The following is a 20,991-nucleotide window of genomic DNA, read 5'->3' as shown; positions in this document are numbered from 1 at the left end:
ACAATGATGAAATATGGGGGGCTGCAAATGAGCAAGAGCAAGCGAATGGTCAAGAAATCGATAGCCGTGTCGATGGCCGGATCGATCCTGGTATCGGCCGCACTGGCTGGATGCAGTAACGGTTCAAACAACACCTCTACGGCATCGAACTCGCCATCGGGATCGAGCGCAAGCGCAAGCGCATCGCAGACATCCGGCGCCATCGACCACAGCAAGCCGTTGACCATTACGGTGTATGACAATGCGGCGAATTACCAGGGGGAACAAACGGGGTGGTACGGCAAACTTGTCAAGGACAAGTTCAATATCACTTTGAACATTCTCGCGCCGCAAGTGGCCGGCGATCAGCTGTACAAGACGAGAACGGCGGCGGGCGATCTGGGGGATCTGCTGATCATCGACAACAGCCAACTGGAAGAATTGATTCCGGCCGGACTCATCATGGATCTCACGGATAAGATCAAGAATACTAAGTACTTGTCCCAATACGTAGACAATCACTTCAAGCCGTTCAACGCGGCGTTCGATCAGGTTAATCCGGAAGGCAAGATCTACGCGTTGCCGACTATGGAAGCCGATACCTCGCCGACGACGTTCTCGGAGGAGATTCCCTATTCGAGTCCGATTATGCCTTGGGATTATTACAAGGGAGTCGGCGCCCCCAAGCTTAACAACCTGACCGATCTTCTGAACGTTCTGAAGCAGATGCAGGAGAAGTACCCCAAGACTCCGGATGGCAAGCCGATCGTTCCGATCTCCTTGTGGAAGGATTGGGACGGCGGCAGCATGGAGAATGTGCGCTGGCTCAGTAACTGGTATGGGTACGAGCAGCCGGACGGAACGTCGACCATTCAATTGAATGCGAAGGGCGAAATCGTTCCGCTTGTCGACGATAACAGCATGTACAAGAAGATTTTGCAGTTTTACTTCGACGCCAATCAGATGGGATTGGTCGACCCCGACTCTCCGACCCAGGATTGGAACAAGGTAGCCGAAAAGCTGACCAACAAGCAGGTTCTTCTTCTGTGGTACTCCTGGCAGAGAGGCTTCTACAACTCGATCGAGAGAGGCAAGAACGGAGACGGAAACGTGGCGGTTCCGATCATGGATACTCGCATTATCCAGAACAGCGACGCCTATTACGGCAATGGAAGAGTGTTCGCGATCGGCTCGAAAGCGAAGGATCCCGACCGAATCATGGAATTCATGGATTGGCTAGTCTCTCCCGAAGGGATGCGCTACTATACGAACGGCTTCGAAGGCTTCAATTACGAGAAGACGGCCGATGGCAAGTTTGCTTTGACCGAAGTCGGACAAACGGCGTTCCAGAACAATACCCCGGTTCCGGATGAATACGGCGGCGGCGGATACCAAGACGGTCAGAGCAAGATCAACACCATGATCATGGGCGATTTCACCGTCGACCCGGATACGGGAGAATTCTATAACAACAACTATTGGAGCTCGACGATCGAGGCAAACAAGACGGCCCTGACGACGGATTGGCAGAATGCCTATAACGCTAAGAACGCAACGGAATTCTATCTGAAGAACAATATGATCGATATCGTACCCAATATCAACACGAGTCTTGGAAGCGATTCCTCCGATATTAAGAACAAACGCAGCCAAATCTCGGACTATGTTAAGAATACATCCTGGAAAATGGTATTCGCGAAAAACCAAGCGGAGTTCGACCAGTTGTGGACAAAGATGCAGAAGGATGTAACGGGCCTCGGCTGGAATGACGTCGTGGCGGCGGATACGGCGAAAGCCCAGAAGATCGTGAAGCTTCGCGCGGAAGCGACGGCTAATCCGTAAACGAGCATTCCGTACTCAAGGGGGAGGATATCTTAAGGATATCTTCCTCCGATTTTTTGGGATTCGAGAAAGAAGGGAGACGATCGCGTGCTTCGAGTAACAAAGGTAGAAAATGGAATCGTGAGGGGATTGCCGGCAGCCGACCCTCGAATAACGAGCTTCAAGGGAATCCCGTTCGCCGCGCCGCCCGTCGGGGAGAATCGCTGGCGGGCTCCGCAGAAGGCCCAGGACTGGGAAGGCGTGCTGAAAGCGTACGAATTCGCGCCGGTTTCGATGCAGGTTAGGCAAGAAATCGATGTCAACAACATCTATACCCGGGAATGGGCTGTCGAGCCCGATATCGCCATGGACGAGGACTGTCTCTATCTGAATGTATGGACGCCGGCCAACGGCGCCGATGAGATGCTTCCGGTTTACGTATGGTATTTCGGAGGCGGCTTGCAGGTCGGTCATCCGGCCGAAATGGAATTCGACGGCGAACGTATTGCCCGAAGAGGGATCGTAGTCGTTACGATCAACTATCGTTTGAATGCGTTCGGATTTCTATGTCATCCCGAGATTACGGCGGAAGCGCCGGAAGCGCCGGCGAATTTCGGTCACTTGGATCAACAGATGGCTACGAGATGGGTCAAACGCAATATCCGGGCTTTCGGCGGCGATCCGGATAACATTACCATCGGCGGGCAGTCCGCCGGAGGCGGCAGCGTCATGAACCAACTCGTCTCTCCTCAGAATGAAGGACTCTTCCATAGAGCGATCGTTCAGAGCGGGACATTCGCGAAGCTTTATCCGGGAGATGGAACGCACAGGTTTCTGCGCGGCTTGTCGGAAGCGGAGGAGGAAGGAATTCGATTCTTCGAATCTCTCGGCGTAACCTCGCTAGCAGAAGCCCGAAAGCTGGATGCGGCCTATGTTCTCGGCAAATACCTGGAATCCCGTCAATTCTGGGGGACGGTAACCGACAACAAGTTCAACGTAGGCGATGCGTTTGAATTGTTTATTCAGAACAAGCGCTGGCCGGTGCCGGTTATGCTCGGGCACACGTCTTCCGAATTTTACAGCGTTCCATCCACGAAAACCATGGATGAATTCAAACGGATGGCGGCCGATCTGTTCGGAGAGGATGCGGAAACATTCCTCGCGCTATGCCGCGCGGATTCGGGTAGGCTCGAAGAGGCCGTGAAGAAGTCTTCGGTCAGCTGCATCGAATATGCGATAAGGATCGCGGGGCAGGCCAATTCCGATACCGGCGCCCGTCTCCCGTTGTATTACTATAACTTCGATGCGGAGATCCCGGGTTGGGACGATCCCGGAACGTTCCACTCGGTCGATCTTTGGTTCTTCTTCGAGACGCTTGCGAAGTGCTGGAGGCCGTTCGTCGGCAAACATTACGATCTGGCCCGCCAAATGTGCGACTATTGGGCGAATTTCATTCGATCCGGAGACCCGAACGGTCGGGGGACGTCCGGAGAGGAGCTGCCGAAGTGGGAGCCTTATACAAACGAGGCGCCGTACGGCATGCGGTTCGCGGATCAAGCCGAGTTTGCTAATGAAGAGCCTAGCGAGATCATGAAGTTTCTGGTGGGGCAATATTTCAAGTAAACCCATAGCGGGCCCAAGCGTTGTATTTCGCTTATTGAGGGTGTTTCGATACGAAGACAACCGCTTGCATTTTCTATCTATCCTCTTGATAATATGGAGAATACAGCGCTTACATGGTTGTCCGATGAAGGGGGTTGACTATGAATATTGGCAAGGCTCATTCCATTTTGGCTTTGGGTTTGGCAATGACTCTCTCGTCGGCGTTAACGGCTTGCAGCGGCAACGGTAACCATACTAGCAAGGCAACGCCAAGTCCATCTGCCAACCCGTCATCCTCAGCGGCAGCAGAAGAGGCGAATCCCATAGGCCGATACGATCCTCCAATCGAGATCACGACGGTTCGCAATCGGAGCGATGTCGTTGAAAATAACGTTCTGAGCGTGCTAAAGAACGAGAAGTTCGAGGATAATCGTTGGACGCAGCTCTACTCCGAGGAACTGGGCATCCGCATCAAGTATAACTGGGTCATTCAGGGCGATGATACGTCGGACCCTTATTTGCAGAAGATGAGCGTCATGCTGGCTTCGGGCGACCTGCCCGACATCATACCGGTTAACGCTACCCAGCTTAAGCAGCTTGTCGACTCGGACCAGATCGAAGATATGACCAATTTATTCGAGAAATACGCTTCTCCGCTTCTCAAAGAGATTCTATCCGAAGAGGGCTCCGGGCCGTTCGATGCCGCTACCTTCGACGGGCGGCTAATGGCCATCCCGCAGACGGGCTCGTCGATCGAACAAGCCCAACTCATCTGGATACGCACGGACTGGCTGAGCAAGCTGGGCATGTCGCCTCCCCGAACGATGAACGACGTTCTGGCCATCTCGAAGGTATTCGCGGAGCAGGACCCGGACGGCAACGGCAAGAAGGATACCTACGGACTGGCCATTACGAAGGACCTGTGGGGAGGGGCGATGGGATTAGAGGGTTTTATGGCGGGGTACGGGGCATATCCGAACATCTGGCTGGAGGATTCATCGGGCAAGCTGGTGTACGGAAGCGTTCAACCGGAGACGAAGAAGGCGCTTCAATCCTTGCAGACGATGTATAGAAACGGCGAACTGGATAAGGAATTCGGCGTCAAGGAAGGCCACAAAATCTCCGAGGTGATCGTCAGCGGCAAGATCGGCATGGAATACGGACAACAATGGAATTCTATCTGGCCTCTGCAATGGAATAAAAACAACGATCCGAATGCGCAATGGCAGGCGTTCCCGATCGTTACCGAGTCCGGCGAGCCGGCGAAGGTTCCGCTTAAATTCAGCACGACCAAGTTTTTCGCCGTCCGCAAAGGCGCAGCGCATCCGGAAGCCGTCATCAAGCTGTTCAATATGCACGTCGAGAAGAACTGGGGATTAACCGAGGAGAACGAGTATTACTATGCCCCTCCAGATACGGAGAGCGTCTGGCAGCTGTCTCCGGTCCAACCTGCTCCCACCAGGAAAAACCTGGAACTATACAGGACGTTGGAAGAAGTGAGGAAGACGGGCAATAAGTCGATGCTGACCGGCGAGGCGAAGGCGATTCAGAAGAAGCTGGATTCTTATGCTTCCGGCTCGAAGGAGGGGTTTGCGCTGTGGGGATGGGAGAGAATCTACGGACCTGACGGGGCTGAAAGCATTGTCGATCAATACGACAAGAACAATCAGTTCCTCCTTGATAAATTCGCCGGATCGCCGACGGCAACGATGGTGGAACGCCAATCGACGTTGGAGAAAATGAGAGACGAAGTGTTCGTTAAGATCATCCTGGGCTCGCCGATCGATGATTTCGATCAATTCGTCGAGGACTGGAAAGAGCTTGGCGGAGATCGGATCACGAAGGAAGTCAACGAATATTACGGAATGATGAAGGTAGGAAATTGACGAGTAGAGCTTTCGCTGCCTGCCATCGATGGGAACCTAACGGGGGTACGCCATGTTCAATTCGCCGATTTTCTCGATTCGCAACACTTTGTTTCTTCGTTTGATCTCTACCTTTCTACTCATTCTTATGCCGCTTATAGTCCTGGGAATATACCTCTATCAGTGGTCGATACAAACGGCGCGGGAAGATATCGTCAAGACGGCGACTTCCCAGACGGTATTTTATTTGACCGAGCTCGAGAACGAGGTAGAGAGAATCAAGCTGCTGCAATTCGGTCTTCTGGAGGACGAGGATCTAAACAAACTGACTCTCCTCTCGAACCGGATGGAGATCATAGAGAAGACCGATAAGATCAATTCGCTTCGTAAACGGCTTTACCTCATTCAGAATAGCAGCATGTACATCAAGGAGGTCAGCGTCTCCATTCGCCCGATTGGTTTTGAGATTTCGTCGGTCTATGGCGTAAGTCCGTTGGACGAGGAACGCTATGACGGTCTCGACTCCGTATTCGAAGGCCGAAATTCGAGGATCGTCGAACGGGGGAACGGATTGTTCCTAAGCGCCGCGAAGCCGAGCGGAGGCAAGACGGGGCCCCCGTTGTTCGACGTCGAGATCGAACTGGACCAGCAGAAGCTGACGGAAGCGCTGGCCCAATTCAACACCCATCCGGGAAGCGGCACTCTGCTCGTTTCGGCTAGCGGCGGGCTCGCGCTCGCAAGCGGCGCCGTCGCCTCCTTTATGGACGAAGTATCCGGCTTTGTCGGACAGTCGCGGAGCGCTTCAGGCGGATATGGCGAAGATACCGTGTTCGCAGGTCGGAGGTACTACACGGTTCATGCCGGCTCGGATAAGCTGAGCGTGTCGATCTATCGGTTTATTCCATCCGAGGTTATTCACAAGCCGTTGGATAAGTTTTATACGTGGGCCTGGTTGTTCGCAGCCGCCGCTCTCGTGATAGTCGCTCTCTATGCGATGTCGACCTATAAGTTTATTCACAAGCCGCTGCTTCGGCTCGTGAAGAGCTTTCGTCGCGTTGAACACGGCGATTTGGATCAAGTCATCACCCACGAGTCGAAGGATGAATTCGGTTATTTGTACAGCCGTTTTAATCAGATGGTCGCCAATCTTCGCTCGCTGATCGATCAGGCTTATCGACAGAAGCTCTTGACGCAGCGGGCGGAGTTGAAGCAGCTTCAATCGCAGATCAATCCCCATTTTCTCTTCAACAGCTTGTTTATGCTCAGCACGATGGCCCGATCCGGAGATAACGAGCGGGTGGAGCAATTTACGATCCAACTAGGCGAGTACTTCCGCTTCGTGACTCGCAGCGCTTCCGACGAGATTCCGCTTGCCCAGGAGATTCAGCACGCCCGCACGTATACGGAGATTCAACGGATGCGGTTCTCCAGACGAATCCGAGCGCAGTTCGACGATCTTCCGGAAGAAGTCGCGCAGCTGAGGGTACCGAGGCTAATCGTCCAACCGATCATCGAGAACGCATTCGGACACAGCCTGGAGCGCAAAGAAGAGAATGGGTTGATCGTTGTTCGCTTCGAGCGCAAGGACGATGAATTTCTTATCGTCATAGAGGATAACGGAGAGGAATTGACGGAAGAGAAGTTAAACGAATTGATGAAGGCTTTGACGAACAGGGACGAACTCGCAGAAACGACGGGGATTGTCAATATTCATCGCCGATTAATGATAACGTTCGGAGAAAGAGGCGGGGTTCGAGTCGCTCGAAGCGATCTTGGAGGCTTGCAAGCGACCCTCATCTTGCCATGGGAAGGAGAGAGCCTGTGTACCGACTGCTGATCGTGGACGATGAAGACATGATAACGGACGGCTTGTATGAGGCGTTGTCCGGGTGCGGGATGGATTTGGATCTCTACAAAGCATATTCCGGCCGGGAGGCGTTGGGCTGGCTCCACCGTACCCGGGTAGACATCGTGCTAAGCGACATTCGGATGCCGGGAATCGACGGGCTGCAACTGTTATCCATCATTCAACGGAATTGGCCGCATTGCCGCGTGATCTTCCTCACGGGCTATAGCGACTTCGATTCCGTCTATCAAGCCATTCAGACGCCCGGAGTGAATTATCTGCTCAAAAGCGAAGGGTATCCGAAGGTGATCCAGGCGGTCCGTCAGGCCGTGGCGGAACTGGACGACAGTCTGCGCGTAAACGATCTGATCCAGCGCGCGCAGGAGAAAATGAACACGCTGGAGGTGCTGGCGCGCGGCGAATACTTCTGCCACCTCCTGCACGGCGCGAAGCCGGCGCCTAACCTGGAAGAGGACTTCCGCAAGCTGAAGCTGCCTCTAGATGCTTCCCGGCCGGTATACGTCGCGTTGGGGGACATGTCTAACGGCGCTTCCGTGCTGTCCTATGCCAGCAAGCAAGAATCGGCCTTGGCCGTAACGCTGCTGGCCGAGGGTTTCTGGGCGGAACCCATGATCAGCCTAGGCATGCTTGATCGCTTCGGCGAACCGGTCTGGCTGATCCAGCCGCGGAACGATCGGGAGGAAGAGGACGAGCCGGATAAAGCCTCGCGGATGCTTCCATATCTGGAGGGCCAATTCGAGCTGATCCAGGAAGCTTGCATCGAGAGCTTGAAGCTTTCTGTCTCCATCACGCTCGGAGATCGGCCCTGCGAATGGCCGAAGCTGTCCTCCACCTATGACAAAATCAGGCAGCATCGCCAGCTGCGGGCGGGAGACGGCGATCATCTGGTACAGACGGTCGTCTTGGAAGCGGTGGAATCTCATGGGAGCGCAAGAGTGCGTTCGCCCCGGGAACGGTCGGATGCACTGGCGGCGCATCTGGATGCCGGAAGGCGCGATGACTTTCTTCAGCTGTTCGACGAACTGACCGAGTCGGACCGGGAGCATAGCGCAACGTTCCTGCAGGAGAGCTATTACACAATCGCGCTTGTCCTGCTCGCGTACATCAATCGGTTGGAGCTCGAAGATCAGGTGAGCGGAGCTTCGGCTCTCATGCGCCGGGACGAGCACCCGACATGGGAGGCAGCGTTCGCGTACCTCCGGGAGGCGGCCGAATCCCTCTTTGAGCTGAGGAGATCGGGAGAACGCAACCGCGCGGCAGGAGCTATCCGCAAAGTCTGCGAATATATCGAGGAGCATCTGGCTGAGGATCTGTCGCTGGTTCGCCTGGCCGGCTTTATCCATTTCAATCCGTCTTATCTGTCGCGGCTCTTCAAACAGGAATGCGGAACGAATTTGTCCGATTATATCGAGACGATGCGGATCGAACGGGCCAAGGAACTGCTGAAGAACGGCGAGTGGAAGGTACAGGAGATAGGACTTCGCGTCGGCTATGAGGCGTCCCAGTCGTTTACGCGTTTCTTCAAGAAAGCCACGGGAGTGACGCCGCAGGAGTATCGCGAGAACGCGAGGGCATAAGCGAACTGCCAAGGATACTCAATTAATAGAGGACTCAAAAACCCCTTAACTCCTGTTTTGGGGTCTTTCGGCATGCGATGGTTATATGGTGAATGAATGTGCGGATGTTTGTTGAAGAGAATCATCGAACCAATCGGCGAGAATCCGGTATCCGGCAAGTTGTCCCCCATCCAAAAAATCCGGTACTGAGCCAAAAAAGCATGCGCTTTATGGAGAGTGTTGCAACCCCTTACAATTAGAGTTGTTAAGAGCAATCGAACATCACACATAGGGGGATTTGCAATGAATAGCTGGAAGAAGAAAGTCGCCGGTATCACCTTGGCATCCCTGGCGGTCGCGTCTTTAAGCGCCTGCGGAAGCAACAACAATAACTCGGGCGAAGGCGCTTCGGGCAGCCCGGCGGCGTCGCCGAGCGCATCGGCATCGGCAAGCGCCAGCGCCAGCGCGAGCACCGACACGTCCAAGCCGGTTACGCTGACAATGCTGGTGTCCGGCTCGAAGGCGGCGAGCGGCGAAGACTTCGAGCTGGACACGCTGCCGAAGCTCGTGAAGGAGAAGTTCCCGAACGTGTCGCTCGAAGTGCAGAAGCTGCCGGACGACCAGTACTATACGGCGGTCAAGGCGAAGCTCGCTTCCGGCGAAGGTCCGGACTACTTCCTGGTGTTCCCTAAGCTGGCGAACATGGGCGCCATCGAAGTCGCCAAGGCCGGTTATGCGGCGGACCTGTCCGACCTGAGCTTCTGGGACAACTTCAGCCAATCGGCCAAGAACGACATGAGCTACGAAGGCAAGACATATGCGGTATCCAAGGGCATGGACATTCTCGGCGCTTACTACAACAAGGATCTGTTCGCCGAAGCGGGCATCACCGAGATTCCGAAGGATTGGCCAAGCTTCCTGGCGGCCGCTGACAAGCTGAAGGCGGCGGGTATCACGCCGATCACGATGGGCGACAAGGATCCGTGGGTCATTCAGTTCGGCATGTACCAGCTGGCGGCCAACTCGGTATACCCGTCCGATCCGGAGTTCGACACGAAGCTGCAGACGGGCGAAACCCACTTCTCCGATGCCGGATGGATCAAGACGATCAACCAATACAAGGAGCTCTATGACAAGGGCTACGTCTCCAAGAACTCCCTCGGCATGGCCAGCGCGCAAGCGATGCAGCAGTTCGTCGACGGCAAGGCCGCGATGATCTTCACGGGCACCTGGGATCTCCCGGGAGTCACGGCTAAGGGCGCAGCCGACTTCGAGCGCGGATTCTTCTCCTTGCCGGGCAACGACGCCGGACAGCCGGTCTACGCTTCCGCTTCCACGGCCGCGGGCTACGCGATCAACGCGAAGTCCAAGAACCTGGACGTCGCCAAGCAAGTGTTCGAGTACATGTTCGACGGACAGTCCCCGCTGTTCCAAGCTTGGGCAGCCTCCAACACGTCCATCCCGGTCTACACCGGCCTGAAGCCGAACAACGACATGTTCAACGACGTTCTGGCCGATATCCAATCGACCGGCCATGCGTACTACTTCTCCAACCAAATGTGGCCGGCGGGCGTGAGCGACGTCATGCAGACGAAGTTCTCCGAGATCATCGGCGGCAAGAAGACGACGGCAGAGGACGTGGCCAAGGCGATGCAGGCCAAGTACGACGAGCTCAACAAATAAGCCATAAGCCAAGCTAAATAGAGAAGGGAGAATCAAGGGAGGGCCGTCCTCCCTTGATTCATTCCCCGATAGGATAGATTGGATAGATTAGATAGGAGGAAACATCATGAATCGCGCCGTCATGAAAAAAACGATGTATTTCTTCGTGCTTCCCGCGCTTATTTTTTACCTGCTGTTCTGGATTATTCCGATTCTTAAGCTGTTCCAATACAGCGTTACGGACTACAACGGTTATGTTCAATCGTTCAACTACATCGGCTTCGACAATTTCAAGACGCTCGCTCACGAAGAGATTCTGGGCGTTTCGATCAAGAACACGCTGCTCTACACATTCATCAGCGTTATTCTCGGCAATATTATTGCCCTTGCTCTCGCTTTTCTCCTCAACGCGAATATTCGAGCGAAAGGTCTGTACCGGTCGGCGTTCTACATCCCTACTTTGTTCAGCGCCATCGTGGTCGGGTTCATCTGGAGCTACATCTACATGCCCGACGAAGGACTGATCGCCTCTCTCTTGAATAAGCTTGGCATCACCGGCATCGACACGAATTTCCTGGGCAGCTACGACAAGTCGCTGTACTCCATCATTGCGGTCGACATCTGGAAAAACATCGGAACGAGCACGATCATCTTCCTGGCGGGCCTGCAGACGGTTCCCCATGATCTGATCGAGGCGGGTAAAATCGACGGAGCGGGCCGCTGGAACCTCGTGCGCTACATCAAAATTCCGCTGCTCGCCACTTCCGTCACGATCAACGTCACGCTTAGCGTCATCAACGGCCTGAAGGCGTTCGACTACTCGTACATCATGACGAACGGCGGACCGGGCACGTCGACGAACACGCTTATCTTCGCGATCTACAAAATGGCGTTCACCGAGCAGCTCTTCGGCAAAGCCTCTGCTCTCGGCATTATCTCCTTCGCCATCATTATCGTCATTACGGCCGCGTTCGTCCTTACTCTGAATCGCAAGGAGGTATCCGCATGACCGGCACCGCAAGCCGCGCGCGCAGCGCTTTTACCCATCTTCTCATTATCCTGATCGCGTTCGTCAACCTGGCGCCGCTGCTCATCGTCGTATCGAGCTCCCTGCGGTCTCCGAGCAACATGACCAATCCGCTTAATTGGTTCAACGAGTTCACTTTCGAGAGCTTCCGTTCCGCCTTTAATCGCATGCATTTTCCGACCGCGCTGCTGAATAGCGTTATTCTGACGGGGGTTTCCGTTATCTTCGTCGTCCTTCTGGCGGCGATGGCCGCCTACCCGATGGCGCGTATCCGCAGCAAGACGAGCAAGTTCCTGTACCTGTTCTTTCTGTCGGGACTCGTCGTGCCGGGCCAGATGGTGCTGATCCCGATCATTCAGATGATCAAGGATCTTGGCATCCCAATGAACCAATATACGCCGATCCTGATGTTCATTACGTGCAGCCTACCGTTCTCGACTTTCCTCTATACGGGCTTCATCCGCAGCAGCGTTCCGGAGGAGATGGAGGAGGCGGCGCATCTGGACGGAGCGGGCTTGTTCCGCAGGTTCTGGATTATCGTGTTCCCGCTTATCCTGCCGGTAACAGTGTCCGTCGTCATCACGCAGGGCGTCTGGATCTGGAACGATTACTTCTTTAACATGGTGTTCATCACGAAGGCGCTGGAATCGCCGATTCCGGTCGCGATGCTCGGCTTCCTCGGGGACCAGCAGAACCCGGCGCAGTGGAACGTCCTGTTCGCGGCTTGTATCCTGTGCGTGCTTCCGCTGCTGTTCGCGTTCCTGTTCCTTCAGAAATACTTTATCGGCGGCCTGACGGTCGGTTCGGTCAAGGGATAAGGGAGGGAAGGGCGACATGATTCAATCATCATACGTAGACAAGTCGTTCGTGGAAAAGGCGGAGCGCCTGACGCCGACGCTGCATGAGCGCCGCGTGGAGCCGGTTCGCACCATTGAGGTGGAGGCCGATTCGACTTCGCTGCATGGGTGGAAGGTTCGAGAGACGGGATCGATCGAAGCTTTGCGCCGGCGGGCATTGTCCAAGGGAGAGAGCTTCGTCGTCGACTTCGGCGATCATCAGGTCGGGTATTTGACGTTCAAGATCCGGTCGGAGGAGGCGCGGGCAGACTCTCCGGTTCGACTGAAGCTGATCTTCGGCGAGATGCCCGTCGAGATCGGGGAGGATTTCGATACGTACGACGGCTGGCTCGACCGTTCCTGGCTGCAGGACGAGATCGTGAATCTGGATCTGGTGCCGGGAACGTACACGCTGCCTCGCCGCTATAGCTTCCGCTATCTGAAGGTCGAAGTGCTGACCCCGGCTCGCAAGTTCAAGGTCGCGTTCGACGAACTGTACGCGACTTCGGTTAGCTCGGCGGATTTGGCGGCGGTGAAGGGTTTGCCGGACAGCGTGCCGGAAGACCTGCGCGAGATCGACCGCATCGCGGTCCGCACGCTCCAGGATTGCATGCAGACGGTGTTCGAGGACGGCCCGAAGCGGGACCGCCGTCTCTGGATCGGCGACCTGCGGCTTCAGGCGCTCGTCAACTACGAGACGTTCCGCAACATGGAGCTGGTGAAGAGATGCCTGTATCTGTTCGCGGGCTTGCGGCTGCCGGGCGGCCAAGTGTGCGCCTGCGTGTACGAGAAGCCGGAGCCTTCGGCGGACGACATTTACTTGTACGACTATTCTTTGTTCTTTATCGCAACGCTGCACGATTATTATGAGGCTTCGCAGGACCGCGAGACTCTGGTCGAGCTATGGCCTGTCGCGTCGGAGCAGGTTCGACTAGCCCTGGAGAGGTTGGACGAGAGAGGAATCGTCAAGGACGACCCGTCTTGGTACTGCTTCACGGATTGGCACGACGACCTGAACAAGCAAGCATCCGCTCAAGCCGTGCTCATCTATGGCATGAAGCGGGCGGTCGTGATCGCGCAGCGGCTCGGAGACGAAGCGGAAGCGGAGAGGCTGAAGGGCGAGATCGAGCGGGTAACGGCGGCGGCGCTCAAGCATCTACGGAATCCGGAGACCGGCTTCTTCGAGAGCGGCGACGTTCGGCAAGCTTCTTGGGCGTCGCAGATCTGGATGGTGCTGGCGGGAGTTCTTCCGCGCGAAGAGAACGCGGCGCTGCTCGATCGGCTGTTCGAGGAGAATCCGGAGGTGCGGCCGATGACGCCGTACATGTTCCACCATCTGATCGAAGCGCTGCTCGAATCGGGCCGCGCGGAGAAAGCGTTGGAGCAGATGCGCGCCTATTGGGGAGAGATGGCCCGCGACGGCGCGGACACGTTCTGGGAAGTATACAACCCTTCCGACAAGAACAACTCGCCGTACGGCAGCAACCTGATCAACAGCTACTGTCACGCCTGGAGCTGCACCCCGGCTTACTTTATTCGAAAGTATTTCGCTTGAAGGGCCGGCATTGGCCATCGTAAAAAGCCCTTCTCCCATCCGTCATGGAGGGAGAAGGGCTCTTCGGGCGTTTAGTATTGGAATCGGTTGATCAGAGCCCGCAGCTCTTCGGACATCTTGGACAGGGACTCGGCGGAGGAGGAGATTTCCTCCATGGACGCCAGCTGCTCCTCGGAGGAAGCCGCGACCTGCTGAGAGGTTGCCGCGTTGCCCGTCGCGATGACGGCGAGCTCTTTGGCGCTTGCGGATACTTCCCGGATGCCCGCGGCGATCTGCTCCGCGACGCTTGAGATGTCCTCGATCTGGGGAGCGGTATCCTTCATGTCGGAGATGATCCGCTCGAACTTGCGGATCGTATCCTCCGAGAGGCGCAGGCCGCTCTCCACCTCGCCGGAAACTCTCGCCATCGTCGACACGGAGCTGTCCGTTCCTTGGCGGATCTCCGATATCAAGCCGAATATCCGCTGGGCGGAGGCGTCGGATTGCTCCGCGAGCTTGCGCACCTCGCCCGCGACGACGGCGAAGCCTTTGCCGTGCTCGCCCGCTCGGGCGGCCTCGATGGACGCGTTCAGCGCGAGCAGATTCGTCTGGTTGGCGATATCCCGGATCGCGCCGGAGATCTCTTCGATCTCCAGCGTTCTCTCGTGCAGCTCGCGGATGATGCGGTTCGATTCTTCGACCGAATCCGCGATCGAACGCATCTGGGAGACGGATAATCGAACGGCATCTCCGCCTTCATCGGCTTGAGCGGCCGATTGCTCGGACAGCTCCGCGACGGCCGCGGATCTCTCGGCGATCCTGCCGACTCCGATCGCGATTTCTTCCAAGGAGCCGACGTTGGCTTCGATGGCTCCGGTCTGCTTCTCCGCGCCGCCGGCGATCTCTTGCACGGCGATCGAGACCTGCTCGCTCGCCTCGCTCGTCTGCTTGGCGCTGGCCGTCAGCTCCTCCGAGGAGGCGGCGACTTGCTCGGCTCCCGCATCGACGTTCTTGATCAGCGTGCGCAGGTTGTCCTGCATGACATTGAACGCGTTCCCGAGCTCCCCGATCTCGTCCGTGGAATCGATACGAATGTTCTCCCGCAAATCCCCCTCGCTGATTCGGATCGCGTTGTTCTTAAGCCGGCGAATCGGACGGACGATGGACAGCATGACGAGGAAGACCAGAATCGCTCCCGCGACGACGCATACCGCTATCGTAATGGCCGTGTTGATCAGAATCGGCCGCAGCGAATCGTCGATTTCCGATGCGAAAATCGTACCGGCGATTTTCCAGCCCGTCAGCGCGTTCGTCGCGAAAGCCATATGCTTCGCACGGCCGTCCAACTCGTAATCGAAGCTAGCGGCATCGGACTCGTAGACGCGGTCCCAGAACGGTTCGACCGCGTCCGCTCCGGCAGCTTCGGTCGGGTGGGAGATGTATTTGCGAGATCCGTCGAGCAGGATGACGTACCCTTCGCTGCCGACTTTCACGTTATCCGCCTGCTTTTTGAGCTCGTTGAGATTCAAGCTGATCCCGACGACGCCCGTTCCGTCCGACGTAGCCTTCGAGATCGTGATGGTGACCTCGCCGGAAGCGGCCGACACGTACGGGGCGGTGATAAACGGCGCATCCGGGTTCTTCATCGCGCCGAGGTACCAGTCTCTGGTCCTCGGATCGTAGTCGGCGGCCATCTCTTGAGCGGGCTGACGGATAAACAACCCGGCGTCGGTTCCGACGAGGATGCTGCTCGCCTCCGGATGAAGCCTCATGTATAAATCGAAAAGTCCATTCAACTCCGGAGACGCCCCTTGACGATAAAAGGATGAGTTTAGGATCTCCGAATAATATCCGATATCGTTCAGCTTGGGTTCGATCATATTGTCGATGACCGAATCGAGCAGCTCCACGCTGGAGGAGGCTCCGATGATCATCTGTTCCCTAAGCTCGTTCTTAGCGCTGTCGACGGCAAGAAGGCCGACCGCGGCCGAAGGAATGATCAGGATGACGGCGAAAGCTACGATCAGCTTAACTTTGAAGTTCTTGTAGAAACCCTTCCATTTAGACAACTTTTTCTCGCTCCTATCTCTTCGCTGTAAGGAAAATCTCTCCAAATTTATTATAGATGGGAATTTTGCGAGGTTTATAGGACTATAAGGCAATTAATGCGCGGAGGGGTACTAAGTATACAAAATGGAACTTAAAAAAGGGAGAATGCCGGTCATCTCCTTCGGTTGGGGTCCCGATATCGCTTCGGAGTCGTACCGGCGTGCTTCTTGAACACTTTGACGAAGTGGGCGTGATCGTAGAACCCCAAGCGAAGACCGATCTCCGAGATCGAGTCGCGGGTATGGTCCAGCAGCTTCTTCGCTTCTTCGATTCGCTCTCTCTGAATATAGTTCATAAGCGTGAGCCCGGTTTCTTCTTTAAACAGTTGGGACAGATAGCCCGGATGCAGGCCGGCTACTTCCGCTAGCCGAACAGGAGTGATGTCCTCGTGCAGGTGGTTGAAAATGTACTCTTGGCAGGCATGGACCGGCCGGGACACCGATTGGCGCCGGGTTTCGCGAACCCGACTTGCAAAGTCGAGAAACGCTTGATTCAGGGCGGCCTCCACCGAGCCCGAATCGCTTAGTTCCTCGATATGCTGAATATGGAGGTCGCTGAGCGAATACGCCAATTCCTCGTACAGCCCGCCGTCGACGGCCGCTCTCGTGGCGATAGCGATTCCGCAGATGGCCAGGTTCTTCAGGTTGCGAAGCTGGCTTCTTTTGGAGAGGACGCCTACTTTCACGGAGGAGAAGTCCGCCAGCAGGCTCATCAGCTCGTCCGGCTTGCCGCCGCGAATGCAATCCAGCATCCTTCTCTCGTAATCGCGGCTGCCGGGCAGGAGGAAGGACTCTCTCTGGCTCCATATCGCGGCGTCCGTCTTCTCTCGCGAGCCGAAACGAGGATCGTCATGCAGGTTCATTTGCAGCACTTCCGTCATCTCGATCGGCTCGCGGTTCGCCGTCCAATGAGCCAGCGCGCCGACGTGAAGAAGCTGCATTCGGCTCGCGACGGGGAGAGCGCGCCAATAGCGGAGCCAACCCGGACGTTCCCGGCGAGGAACGTCGAGGTCGTTCAATTGGTTCATGGCGACTTCTTCGTCCGGATGCTGAAGGATCGTCGGTCCGACGACGATTAACGCTTGATTGGAGCCTGAGCTTCTTACGGGCACGAGAATGAACTGCTCCATAAAAGGAGTTGCTCGCAGCAGGGGATAAGGCGAATCGATTCCGTTAGCCGCGACGGAACGAATCAGCTCCGAAGGATCCGCGTAAGCCGGATGCGGCTCGAATTCGCCGTTCCATAGAACGTTCAAGTCCGGCTCGGTCGTTACGACGCACACCGGTAGCCGCACGCTTTCTTGAAGCAGCTTGCCGAGCTGGATCCATTCCATGGCAGTGCCTTCGATCGTCATGTTCATAGTGATTTCCTCGATTTCATCCTATTTTTCTTGATATTATACCATCTTGGCGGCCATAACCGTGCGATAATATAGATAGAAAACGATTACATTTCGTTATAGGAGGCTTCTCATGAGCAGAGACATTCAAGCTCTTATCTCGCAGATGACGTTGGAAGAGAAGGCGGGAATGTGTTCCGGATTGGACTTCTGGCGGTTAAAAGGCGTCGAGCGGCTCGGCATTCCTTCGATCATGGTGACCGACGGCCCGCATGGACTTCGCAAGCAGCAGGGCAGCAGCGATCATCTGGGTCTGTTCGACAGCGTTCCCGCGACTTGTTTTCCTTCGGCGGCGGGCATGGCCAGCTCATGGGACCGGGAGCTGATCGGCAGCGTAGGCGTCGCGCTCGGTGAAGAGTGCCAGGCGGAGGAGGTCGCCGTTCTTCTCGGACCGGGAGCCAACATTAAACGGTCGCCTCTGTGCGGCCGGAACTTCGAGTATTTCTCGGAGGATCCTTATCTGTCGTCGGAGATGGCGGCAAGCCACATTAACGGGGTGCAAAGCCAGGGCGTCGGAACGTCGCTGAAGCACTTCGCCGTGAACAACCAAGAGCATCGGCGCATGTCGGTGGACGCGGTCGTGGACGAGAGAACGCTCCGGGAGATTTATTTGGCCAGCTTCGAAGGAGCGGTGAGGAAGGCGCAGCCTTGGACGGTCATGAGCTCTTACAACAAAGTGAACGGGACGTACGCTTCCGAGAACGAATTCCTGCTGACTCGAATTTTGAAGGAAGAGTGGGGGCACGAGGGCATCGTCGTGACCGACTGGGGCGCGAACAACGAGCGGGTCGACGGGCTGGCCGCCGGGAACGAGCTGGAGATGCCGGGCAACGGAGGGTTCGGGGACCGGAAAATCGTCGAGGCGGTGCGCGGCGGCAAGCTGTCGGAGGAAGCGCTCGATCGCGCGGTCGCGCGGCTGCTGGAGCTTATCTTCAAGACCGTGGACGGCAAGCGGGTGAACGCCGTTTATGATAAGGACGCCCATCACGCGCTTGCCCGCAAGGTCGCCGGCGAGTCGATGGTGCTGCTCAAGAACGAAAATTCCCTGCTCCCGCTTTCGCGCGGGGGCAAGCTCGCGGTCATCGGCGCCTTCGCGGAGAAGCCGAGATTCCAAGGCGGCGGAAGCTCCCACATTAACCCGACCAAGCTGGACAATCCGCTCGAGGAGATCCGGAAGCTGGCGGGCGATTCCGCTGCCGTCGCTTACGCGCAAGGCTATTCGCTCGACAGCGACGACGCGGATGCGGCGCTGATCCAGGAAGCGAAGAACGTCGCATCGGCGGCGGACGTCGCGATCGTGTTCGCCGGACTTCCGGACCGGTATGAATCGGAAGGCTACGACCGGACGCATCTGCGGATGCCGGCCAATCAAGAGCAGCTGATCGAAGCCGTGGCTGGCGCGCAGGGCAATACGGTCGTCGTGCTGATGAACGGCTCCCCGATCGTGATGCCATGGCTTGGGCAAGTCAAATCGGTGCTCGAGGCTTATCTCGGAGGTCAAGCGGTCGGCGGCGCGGTGGCGGACCTGCTGTTCGGCGAGACGAACCCGAGCGGCAAGCTGGCCGAGACGTTCCCGGAGAAGCTGAGCGACAACCCGTCCTTCCTGTTCTTCCCGGGAGAAGAGGATCGGGTCGAATATCGCGAGGGGATTTTTGTCGGCTACCGCTATTACGATTCGAAGCAAGTGAAGCCATTGTTCCCGTTCGGGCATGGTCTCAGCTATACGACGTTCGACTATTCGGATCTGCAGCTGGGAAGCGACCGTCTGAGCGACGCGGACACGCTGGAGGTGCGGGCAACCGTCCGCAACGCCGGTTCCCGCGCGGGCAAAGAAGTCGTTCAGCTTTATGTCCGCGATGCGGAAAGCACGGTCATAAGGCCGGCCAAGGAGCTGAAGGGCTTCGCCAAAGTCGAGCTTCAGCCCGGGGAATCGAAGACGGTCACGTTCGTGCTCGACAAGCGCTCGTTCGCCTATTACAACGAGAAACTTGGAGATTGGCACGTGGAGACCGGGGATTTCGAGATTCTGATCGGCCGCTCGTCGGCGGATATAGTCTTGTCCGGCACGGTGAGGGTGGAATCGACGGTCGCGCTGCCGCTTGAGGTTCATCGCAACTCGTTGCTCGGCGATCTGATGAACGATCCGAGGACGGCGCCGATGGTTAGCGGTTTGCTGCAGCAGTTCCAAGCGGGCATGGGCGTCGGTTCGGGCGAGTCGGAAGCCCCGGATGGCATGGGGGACATGATGGCGGCCATGATGAAGTACATGCCGCTTCGCAACCTGGTCGCGTTCAGCCAAGGGGCGTTCTCGGACGAGATGCTGGACGGCTTAATCGCCCAGTTGAATCAGGGGCGGTAGGAAGAAGAAAGCCGACACCCGGATGGGTGTTGGCTTTTTTCGATATTTAAGAGTTTCCAGGCGGCCGCGGCAGCATTAACGGGGAGGATCGGGCAGCTTATACGTGCGATAGCGGGTTTTCCCGTTGGCTACGACGAGCCGTTTTTTCTCGGTTAGGCGATGAAGGATGTGACGAGTTTGACGCTCCGTTAGGCGAAGATGCGCAGATAGCTCGCGGGGAGTGAACGGAAGAACCGTTCTCCTTGCAAAACGGATCGTCTCCGCTTCCGCCCAGTTCAGCTCGGGAGGCGTCTCCATGGATAAGAATTTGCCGACAAAAGCTAGCGTCAGTTGCTTGCACACGCCAGGGTCTTCCCGTATCGAGAGATAAGCGACGGGGAGAATAAGCCAATCGTCCAGTCCGAGCAATGCTTGCTTCATGCACAGATCCTTAAAACGACCGCTCTCGATATCGCGAGCATGAGTACGATAATCTTGGATTTCGACGCAGCCTCGGGCCCCGTTCGGCATGTACGCAAGATCCAAATACCGATATCCGTTCCCCCAATCACGAATTTCGTATTCCGCATAGAGATAGTCCAGGTTGCCGACGGCAGGGAACCAGATTTCGCGCAGATAGGCAATCGTCCCATAAGTCAGTCCTTTTCTCAGCCGTTCCTTTCTCCTCGGGTTCGTTTCCTCCGTTATTTGCTTGGCTAGCCACTTCTCATAGACTTCATCGAACAAGCTCATTGACTTTCCTCCCTTGGCCATGGCCAAATGCAAAAAGCCGCCTAGATCCCTTAGCGCTCTAGATAGAGCGGTCCGGATCCAAGCGGCTTGTGCTTCAGGCCGATATGACGGATATATTGATCCCACTATATCACGCCAAAGTTGGATTGTACATCTCTTCCATTTTTGCAACGGAAATGAGAGCCCTTATTTAATGAAAAAATACGATTTTCGAATTTTTACGGAAATGAGAGCCTTTATTTTTACGAATTTAATCCGATTAAAGGGAATATCACGAAATAACGTCTCTCACTTCCGTTAGATGGGCAATCGGCCCAAAAACGGTAGAATAAGGGCCATCAGTTCCGTTAGAATCTCGTCTGCTCGGTATTGCAATGGTGGATATTTTCGAAATGATTAAGGTGGATTTTACTCTATGGATACAGTAACTAAGCGCGTTTGTGCAAGCGTTTGCGCGAATCGGGCGGCGATCGTACGGATCGTACGGCAAGCTTGCTGCCTTTGATCTGCTGGGCGAGTATTAATTCAGCAGCCCATATCGGTGACCCGACTACCGGAGCATCGCGGTCTGGTCGCCTGCCGTGGCTGCCGGGAGCGTCCGGACCGCCTATCAGTTCTGGAAAAGAGGGCTTCGCGCTTTGCG

Annotated in this window: 13 protein-coding genes; 10 read left to right on the top strand and 3 right to left on the bottom strand. The window is 56.1% G+C overall.

Annotated features, from left to right (window positions below):
- Positions 1–27: 27 nt before the first annotated feature.
- The 9 genes from H7B67_RS11390 to H7B67_RS11350 all read left to right on the top strand — a co-directional run bounded on the left by H7B67_RS11390 (position 28) and on the right by H7B67_RS11350 (position 13,770).
- A complete protein-coding gene (locus tag H7B67_RS11390) occupies positions 28–1,821 on the top strand; it encodes a type 2 periplasmic-binding domain-containing protein (RefSeq protein ID WP_185119942.1) in 1,794 nt (597 codons plus the stop codon).
- Positions 1,822–1,908: 87 nt separating this feature from the next.
- Entirely contained in the window at positions 1,909–3,423 is a 1,515-nt protein-coding gene (locus H7B67_RS11385; protein ID WP_185119941.1) for a carboxylesterase family protein, read from the top strand.
- 140 nt (positions 3,424–3,563) lie between these two features.
- Positions 3,564–5,288, top strand: coding sequence for an extracellular solute-binding protein (locus H7B67_RS11380; protein WP_185119940.1), 1,725 nt, complete (start codon positions 3,564–3,566; stop codon positions 5,286–5,288).
- Positions 5,289–5,340: 52 nt separating this feature from the next.
- Positions 5,341–7,104, top strand: coding sequence for a sensor histidine kinase (locus tag H7B67_RS11375; protein WP_185119939.1), 1,764 nt, complete (start codon positions 5,341–5,343; stop codon positions 7,102–7,104).
- Positions 7,089–8,711 (top strand): helix-turn-helix domain-containing protein, encoded by a 1,623-nt coding sequence (locus H7B67_RS11370; RefSeq protein WP_185119938.1) that lies wholly within the window; start codon positions 7,089–7,091, stop codon positions 8,709–8,711. The genes H7B67_RS11375 and H7B67_RS11370 overlap by 16 nt, the downstream gene beginning before the upstream one ends.
- Positions 8,712–8,993: 282 nt before the next feature.
- A complete protein-coding gene (locus H7B67_RS11365) occupies positions 8,994–10,373 on the top strand; it encodes an ABC transporter substrate-binding protein (RefSeq protein ID WP_185119937.1) in 1,380 nt (459 codons plus the stop codon).
- Positions 10,374–10,479: 106 nt separating this feature from the next.
- Positions 10,480–11,361 (top strand): carbohydrate ABC transporter permease, encoded by an 882-nt coding sequence (locus H7B67_RS11360; protein ID WP_185119936.1) that lies wholly within the window; start codon positions 10,480–10,482, stop codon positions 11,359–11,361.
- Positions 11,358–12,197 (top strand): carbohydrate ABC transporter permease, encoded by an 840-nt coding sequence (locus H7B67_RS11355; RefSeq protein ID WP_185119935.1) that lies wholly within the window; start codon positions 11,358–11,360, stop codon positions 12,195–12,197. Before H7B67_RS11360 ends, H7B67_RS11355 begins: the two co-directional genes overlap by 4 nt.
- Before the next feature lie 16 nt (positions 12,198–12,213).
- Positions 12,214–13,770 carry an alpha-L-rhamnosidase-related protein gene (locus H7B67_RS11350; RefSeq protein ID WP_185119934.1) on the top strand — a complete coding sequence of 519 codons (1,557 nt, stop codon included), beginning with the start codon at positions 12,214–12,216 and terminating at the stop codon, positions 13,768–13,770.
- Positions 13,771–13,841: 71 nt separating this feature from the next.
- On the opposite strand, the gene H7B67_RS11345 is transcribed toward H7B67_RS11350, so the two are convergent.
- Both H7B67_RS11345 and H7B67_RS11340 read right to left on the bottom strand, forming a co-directional pair.
- Positions 13,842–15,818 carry a methyl-accepting chemotaxis protein gene (locus tag H7B67_RS11345; RefSeq protein ID WP_185119933.1) on the bottom strand — a complete coding sequence of 659 codons (1,977 nt, stop codon included), beginning with the start codon at positions 15,816–15,818 and terminating at the stop codon, positions 13,842–13,844.
- Between the two features lie 152 nt (positions 15,819–15,970).
- Positions 15,971–17,218, bottom strand: a complete 1,248-nt coding sequence (locus tag H7B67_RS11340; protein WP_185119932.1) for a helix-turn-helix domain-containing protein — start codon at positions 17,216–17,218, stop codon at positions 15,971–15,973.
- Between the two features lie 112 nt (positions 17,219–17,330).
- On the opposite strand from H7B67_RS11340, the gene H7B67_RS11335 reads away from it, so the two are divergent.
- Positions 17,331–19,616, top strand: a complete 2,286-nt coding sequence (locus H7B67_RS11335; RefSeq protein ID WP_185119931.1) for a beta-glucosidase family protein — start codon at positions 17,331–17,333, stop codon at positions 19,614–19,616.
- A 75-nt stretch (positions 19,617–19,691) separates the two neighbouring features.
- Here H7B67_RS11335 and H7B67_RS11330 read toward each other — a convergent pair whose 3' ends face one another.
- Entirely contained in the window at positions 19,692–20,348 is a 657-nt protein-coding gene (locus H7B67_RS11330) for a transcriptional regulator (protein ID WP_185119930.1), read from the bottom strand.
- Positions 20,349–20,991: the final 643 nt, after the last annotated feature.

The sequence above is a fragment of the Cohnella thailandensis genome (assembly GCF_014212135.1).
Taxonomy (GTDB): Bacteria; Bacillota; Bacilli; order Paenibacillales; family Paenibacillaceae; genus Cohnella; species Cohnella thailandensis.
The sequence above is the reverse complement of the archived record's forward strand: the minus strand, read 5'-3'. Positions and strand labels throughout refer to the sequence as shown.